The sequence below is a fragment of the Streptomyces sp. CO7 genome (genome assembly GCF_053474865.1).
Map to the genome: position 1 here is coordinate 894,760 of NZ_JBRIOU010000002.1, position 6,720 is coordinate 901,479.

Below are 6,720 nucleotides of genomic sequence, written 5' to 3' on the forward strand. Positions count from 1 at the left end.
CCCGAGGAGCGGGTCTTCACCGCCGCCGACGGCCGGGAGGTGCACGCGCACGTCTACCCGCCGCACCACCCCGAGGTCACCGGCCCCGACGGCGAACTGCCGCCGTACGTGGTCTGGGCCCACGGCGGCCCCACCAGCCGGGCGCCCATGGTGCTCGACCTGGAGATCGCCTACTTCACCTCCCGCGGCATCGGCGTCGTCGAGGTCAACTACGGCGGTTCGACCGGCTACGGACGGGAGTACCGAAACCGGCTGCGCGAGCAGTGGGGCGTGGTCGACGTCGAGGACTGCGCGGCCGCCGCCCTCGCCCTCGCCGAGGAGGGCGTCGCCGACCGCGGCCGCCTGGCGGTGCGCGGAGGCAGCGCGGGCGGCTGGACCACCGCCGCCTCGCTGGCCTTCACCGACGTCTACGCCTGCGGCACCGTCATCTACCCGGTGCTCGACCTGACCTCGTGGGCCACCGGGGAGACCCACGACTTCGAGTCGCGCTACCTGGAGTCCCTGGTCGGCCCGCTGGCCGAGGTGCCCGAGCGGTACCTCGAGCGCTCGCCCGGTGAGAGCCCCGAGCGGATCGAGGCGCCGTTCCTGCTGCTCCAGGGGCTGGAGGACCCGATCTGCCCGCCCGCGGCGAGCGAGCGGTTCCTCGAGCGGGTCCGGGCCGGCGGGCGGGGCGTCCCGCACGCCTACATCGCCTTCGAGGGCGAGGGCCACGGGTTCCGGCGCGCCGATACGATGGTCCGCGCGCTGGAGGCGGAACTGTCGCTGTACGCCCAGGTGTTCGGCTTCGAGGCGCCGGACGTGCCGGTGCTGGAACTGCGGAAGTAGGCAAGACGTGCGGGAGTCGACCAGACCGAAGCGGCTGGCGCCGGGCGCGAGGGTGGCGATCGTCGCCACCAGCGGGCCGGTGCCGGACGAGCGGCTGCAGGGCGGGCTCGACCTGCTGCGCGGCTGGGGGCTCGACCCCGTCGTGATGCCCCACGTCCGGGGCCGCCACGCACAGTTCGAGTACCTGGCGGGGACGGACGCGGACCGCGCGGCCGACCTCCAGGCCGCCTGGTGCGACCCGTCCGTCGACGCGGTGATCTGCGCGCGCGGCGGGTACGGCGTGCAGCGCATGGTCGACCTGCTCGACTGGTCCGCGATGCGGGCCGCCGGGCCCAAGGTCTTCGTCGGCTTCAGCGACATCACCGCGCTGCACGAGGCGTTCGCCACCCGCATGGAGCTGGTCACGCTGCACGGGCCGATGGCGGCCGGCGTCGACTTCCTCAAGAACGAGAAGGCCCGCGAGCACCTGCGGGCCACCCTCTTCGAGCCGGAGACCACCCAGGTCATCACCGGGTCCGGCGGCACCCTGGTGCCCGGGCGGGCCCGCGGGGTCACCCTCGGCGGCTGCGTCAGCCTGCTCGCCGCGGACCTGGGCACGCCGCACGCGCGGGCCGGGGCGCGGGGCGGGCTGCTGATGCTCGAGGACGTCGAGGAGGAGCGGTACCGGCTGGACCGGATCCTCACGCAGCTGCTGCGCTCCGGGTGGCTGGACGGGGTCGCCGGCGTGGTGCTCGGATCCTGGCTGGGGTGCGGCCCCTACGAGGAGCTGCGGGCCCTCTTCGCCGACCGGCTCGGCGGCTTGGGCGTCCCCGTGGCCGAGGAGTTCGGCTTCGGCCACGGCGACGGCGCCCTCACCATCCCCTTCGGCGTCACCGCCACCCTGGACACCGAGACCCGCACCCTTACTCTGGACCGGCCGGCCCTGGCCTGATCCCGCCCCGGCCGCGACGAGGCCGGTGCACCGCCGACCGGCGCGCCGCCGACCGGCGCGCCGGTGAGGCAGCCCCCGCGCCGGTCCTTAGCATCGGCGCAGCAGGGCGAATTGTCGGTGGTGTGCTCCGTGTCCGGGAGGCTCGTGGCCGTGGGTTCCTCGAACACAAGAGCGCAGCATCTCGGGCCGAGGGCCGAAGGCGTGGTCGCGGGCCTGCTCGAGGCGCCGGCCGGTGGGCCGCTGGTGGGGCTGCACGTGGTGGACGCGGATCTCGGCGAAGGGGACTTCCGGCCGGGCGGCGCGGGTGGTGACGCACTCGGGGCGACGCGGCGCCGCTGGCGCGAGCACGCGTTGTCGGATCCCCGGGTGCGGCGCCTGCTGCGTGACGTCGCCGCCACCGGGGAGGCCGTCCACGACGTGCGCCACGAGCTGCCGGCCGCACAGGACGGCGACAGCCCGGTCCCCCTCACGCTGACCGTCGTCCCGTTGAGGGAGGCCGACGGATCCGTGCCCGCTCTCGCCCTGGTCGCGGTGGACCGCACGCGCGAGGCGCTGACGGAGCGGCGTGTGCTCGTCGACCGCGCACGGTCCCGGCTGGGCGACTCGCTCGACGTCCTGCGGACCGCGCAGACACTGGCCGAGGTGGCCGTGCCGGTGCTCGCGGACGTCGTGACCGTCGACATCCTCGACTCCGTCCTGCACGGCGAGGCGCCCCCTCCCGGCCCCCTGACGGAGCCCGCCACCGTGCGCAGGGCCGGGTTCGCGTCGAGGGGAACGTCGACGGCACGCCCGACCCACGAGGTCGGCAGTGTGCGGGTGATGCGTCGCGGCACGCCCCATGCCCTCGCCCTCTCCGACCTCGAGCCGCGGATCGTGCCCTTCCTCGACAGCGACGCCGCGTGGCTCACGCGGGACCCGGCCCGCGCGGAGGCGGTACGGAAGGCCGGCGTGCACTCCGCCCTGGTGGTGCCGCTCGCCGCGCGAGGCGTGGTGCTGGGCATCGCGGTCCTCTGCCGGGCGAGCACCCCGGAGGCGTACACCGCCGACGACGCCGAGCTCGTCGCGGAACTGTGCCGGCACGCCGCACTCGGACTCGACAACGCCCGCCTGCACACGCGCGAGCGCACGACGGCCAGGATCGCCCAGCACGCGCTCCTGCCGCGGCGGACGGACACCTCCGTCGCGGTGGAGGCGGTCCACACGCACCTTCCCGGCTCCACCGTGGGCTCCTGGTACGACGTCATCAGGCTGTCCGGGGCGCGGGTGGCCCTCGTCGCCGGCGAGATCCGGGGCGAAGGGCTGCACGCGGCGACAGCCATGGGGCAACTGCGCACGGCGGTGCACGCCTTCTCCGCCCTCGACCTGGACCCGGCGGAACTGCTCGGCAGACTCGACATGCTGGCCACCCGCCTGGCCTTCGAGCAGGCCGACCCCGGCTCCTCCCCGGCACCCGGGGAACCGCCGGAGGACGGTCCGCTGTCCGCCACCTGCCTGTACGTGCTGTACGACGCCGTCGACGGAACCTGCGAGGCCGCTTCGGCGGCACATGCCGCGCCCCTGCTGGCCGAGCCCGGTCGAGCGCCCGTCCCGCTGACCCTCACAGCCGGTCCCGTACTGGGCAGAGGCGCGGGCTCCTACCTCGCGGCACGGCGGGACGTGGCCCCGGGAAGCAGGCTGGCCCTGTACAGCCGGGGCCTGCTGGAGGGCCGTACGGCCGGCGAGGCGGAGCTCGCCCGCCTGCTGGCGGAGCAGAGCGCCCAGCCCCTGCGTTCGGCGTGCGACAACGTCGTCGGCGCTCTCGTGGCGCAGGACCTGACCGCCGACGCCCTGCTGCTCCTCGCCCGCACCCGCCTGCTGGAGCCGGGTGAGGAGACCGTGACCTGGACGCTGCCGAACGATCCTCGCAGCGCCGGGAAGGCCCGCCGGTCGACGAGGGAGCAACTGGCCCGGTGGGATCTGGACGGCCTCGCTCCCACCATGGAGCTGATCGTCACGGAACTGGTCACCAACGCGGTGCGGTACGCCGAAGGGGACCTCACCCTGCGGCTGATCCGTGCGGAGACCCTGATCTGCGAGGTCGAGGACTCCAACGACGCGGCGCCGCGCCTGCGCATGGCCGAGGACACGGACGAGGGCGGACGAGGGCTGTTCATGGTGGGCCGCATCGGCCGGAACTGGGGGGTACGGCAGACGGCGCAGGGCAAGATCCTCTGGGTGGACCTCCCCCTGCCGGAAGCGACGCGGGAGCCGGGGACCTGACCTGACCTGCGGCGGAAGTCCCCGGTCCGGCCACTAGGGTGATCCCCATGCACGAGAGCTCGTACGTGGCCGTCACCGACCGCATCGGCCTGCGCCCCCTCACCCTCGCCGACGAGGCCGAGTTCACCGCTCGGGCCAGGGAGAGCCGGGAGCTGCACCACCCGTGGCTGTTCCCGCCGGACACCCCCGACGCGTTCCGCGCCTACGTGCGGCGGATCGTGGAGAGCGCGGACAAGGAGAGCTTCCTCGTCTGCGACCGCACGCAGGACGGCGCCCTCGCCGGGTACGTGACGATCAACAACATCGTGCACGGCGCCTTCCGCTCCGGCGCCCTCGGCTACGGCGCGTTCGCGCGGGCCGCCGGCCGCGGCCTGATGACCGAGGCGCTGCGGACCCTCGTGCGGTACGCCTTCGCGCCGCCGCTGAACCTGCACCGGCTGGAGATCAACGTCCAGCCCGGCAACACCCGTTCGATCGCGCTCGCCCGCCGTGCCGGCTTCGCCGAGGAGGGGTTCTCCCCGCGCATGCTCTTCGTCGACGGCGCCTGGCGCGACCACGAGCGCTGGGCGATCACCGCGGAGATGATCCAGGACTGACCGACCGGCCTCTGGCGCCGGAGCCGTCCGGCCGCTTCCATGGTCGGGTGACGACCATCCGCCGTGAGGTGCTGACGCTGCCCGCCGCCGAGTTGGGTCCCGACAACCCCCTGCCGCCGCTGAGGCCGCTGGACGAGGTCCACCAGGTCGAGGACCGCGACCGGCAGGGCCTGCCGCCGGACATGGCCCGGCAGATGGGGTACGCCCCGCTGACCGGACTGCTCCCCGAGCGGGTGCGCGACGGCTACGACCGCCGCCGCGAGCCCCGCCCCTTCGAGGCGGTCGTCATGGAGAACGACCGGCTCCGCGTCACCGTGCTGCCGACGCTCGGCGGCAGGATCGCCTCCCTGGTCCACAAGCCCACCGGCCGTGAACTGCTCTACCGCAACCCGGTGTTGCAGCCCGCCTGCTTCGCGCTGAACGGCGCCTGGTTCTCCGGCGGCATCGAGTGGAACATCGGCGCGACCGGGCACACCGCCCTGTCCTGCTCCCCGCTGCACGCCGCCCGGGTCACCGCGCCCGACGGCGGGGTCATGCTGCGGCTGTGGGAGTGGGAGAGGCTGCGGGACCTGCCGTTCCAGGTCGACCTGTGGCTGCCGGACGGCTCCGACTTCCTGTACGTGGGCGTGCGGATCCGCAACCCGCACGAGCGGCCGGTCCCCACCTACTGGTGGTCCAACATCGCCGTGCCCGAGGAGCGCCGGGTGCTCGCCCCCGCGGACGCCGCCTGGCACTTCGGCTACACACGGCGGCTGCGCCGGGTGGAGGTGCCCGCCTACGACGGCGTCGACCGCACCCGGCCGCTGAACAGCGTCTTCCCGGCCGACTACTTCTACGACGTGCCCGAGGGGCGGCGCGGGTGGATAGCCGCCCTCGACGACGCGGGGCAAGGGCTCGTGCAGACCTCCACCGACACGCTGCGCGGACGCAAGCTGTTCGTCTGGGGCAGCGGCCCGGGCGGGCGGCGCTGGCAGGAGTGGCTGACCGAGCCCGGCACGGGCGGCTACTGCGAGATCCAGGCCGGGCTCGCCCGCACCCAGCTGGAGCACGTCAGGCTGGACGCCGAGAGCGAGGTGTCCTGGCTGGAGGCGTACGGCCCGCTGGACGTCGACCCGGCCGCGGCGCACGGCGACGACTGGGGCCGGGCGCTGGGCTCGGCGGAGGAGCGGCTGGAGGCGGTGCTGCCCCGCGCCGCGGTGGAGGCCGCCTACGCCGCCTGGGCGCCGGCCGCGGACACCGAACCGGGTGAGCGGCTCGCCACCGGCTCCGGCTGGGGCGCGCTGGAGGTGCTGCGCGGCGGCTTCAGCCTGCCCGGGACGCCCTTCGCCCCTGAGACGCTGGGGGAGGAGCAGCGCCCCTGGCTGGAGCTGCTGCGCAAGGGCACGCTCCCCGAGGAGGACCCGGAGGCCGGCCCGCCGTACGTGACGCCGGTCGCGCCGCACTGGCGGGACATGCTGGAGACCGCCGCCGCGACCGCCACCGCCGAGTACCACCTGGGCCTGGCCCAGTGGCACGCCGGCGACCGCGCGCAGGCCGTGCGGAGCTGGGAGCGCGGGCTGAAGGCGGAGCCCGGGCACTGGGCCCTGCTGCGCTGCACCGCGGTCGCCGACCAGGAGGAGAACCACCCCGAGCGGGCCGCGGACCGCTACGACGAGGCCTTCGAGGCCCTGTGCCGCGCGACCGAGGGCAGCGATGCGACCGCCACCGACAGGTGGGAGCCCGCCCTGGCGGCGCTGGGCCGCGAGACGGCCGAGGCGCTGCTCGGCGTGGGCCGGACGGCCCGGGCCCGTGAGGTCTGGGAGCGGCTGCCCGCCCGGACGCGGGAACGGGGCCGCTTCCGGCTGCTGGAGGTGGAACTCCTGCTGGCCGAGGGTCGGCCGGCCGCCGCCCGTGCCGTCTTCGAGGAGGACTTCGAGGTGGCGGACCTGCGGGAGGGCTCGGAGACCGTCAGCCGTCTGTGGGCCGCCTGCACGGACGAGCCCCTGCCGGCCCGCCACGACTTCCGGATGCGCCCGTCGGAGTGAGCCCCGGCCGTTTCGGTCACCCGGCCAGGGGGACGCGGATGAGGTTACGGCACCGAATCCGAGGGGACCCATGCACACCGACCAC

At 74.9% G+C, this 6,720-nt stretch carries 5 protein-coding genes; all 5 read left to right on the plus strand.

Features of this window, described 5'->3' with window-relative positions:
- On the plus strand, window positions 1–825 hold an 825-nt coding region (locus tag ACOV8S_RS06075; protein WP_448316511.1), incomplete at its 5' end, for a prolyl oligopeptidase family serine peptidase.
- A gap of 7 nt (window positions 826–832) precedes the next feature.
- Window positions 833–1,756, plus strand: a complete 924-nt coding sequence (locus ACOV8S_RS06080) for a S66 peptidase family protein (RefSeq protein ID WP_448316512.1) — start codon at window positions 833–835, stop codon at window positions 1,754–1,756.
- 150 nt (window positions 1,757–1,906) lie between these two features.
- Window positions 1,907–4,015 (plus strand): SpoIIE family protein phosphatase, encoded by a 2,109-nt coding sequence (locus tag ACOV8S_RS06085; protein WP_448316513.1) that lies wholly within the window; start codon window positions 1,907–1,909, stop codon window positions 4,013–4,015.
- 41 nt (window positions 4,016–4,056) lie between these two features.
- Window positions 4,057–4,611: a GNAT family N-acetyltransferase gene (locus ACOV8S_RS06090; protein ID WP_448317375.1), complete on the plus strand. Its 555-nt coding sequence runs from the start codon at window positions 4,057–4,059 to the stop codon at window positions 4,609–4,611.
- 47 nt (window positions 4,612–4,658) lie between these two features.
- Window positions 4,659–6,635 (plus strand): DUF5107 domain-containing protein, encoded by a 1,977-nt coding sequence (locus ACOV8S_RS06095; protein ID WP_448316514.1) that lies wholly within the window; start codon window positions 4,659–4,661, stop codon window positions 6,633–6,635.
- Window positions 6,636–6,720 lie beyond the last annotated feature (85 nt).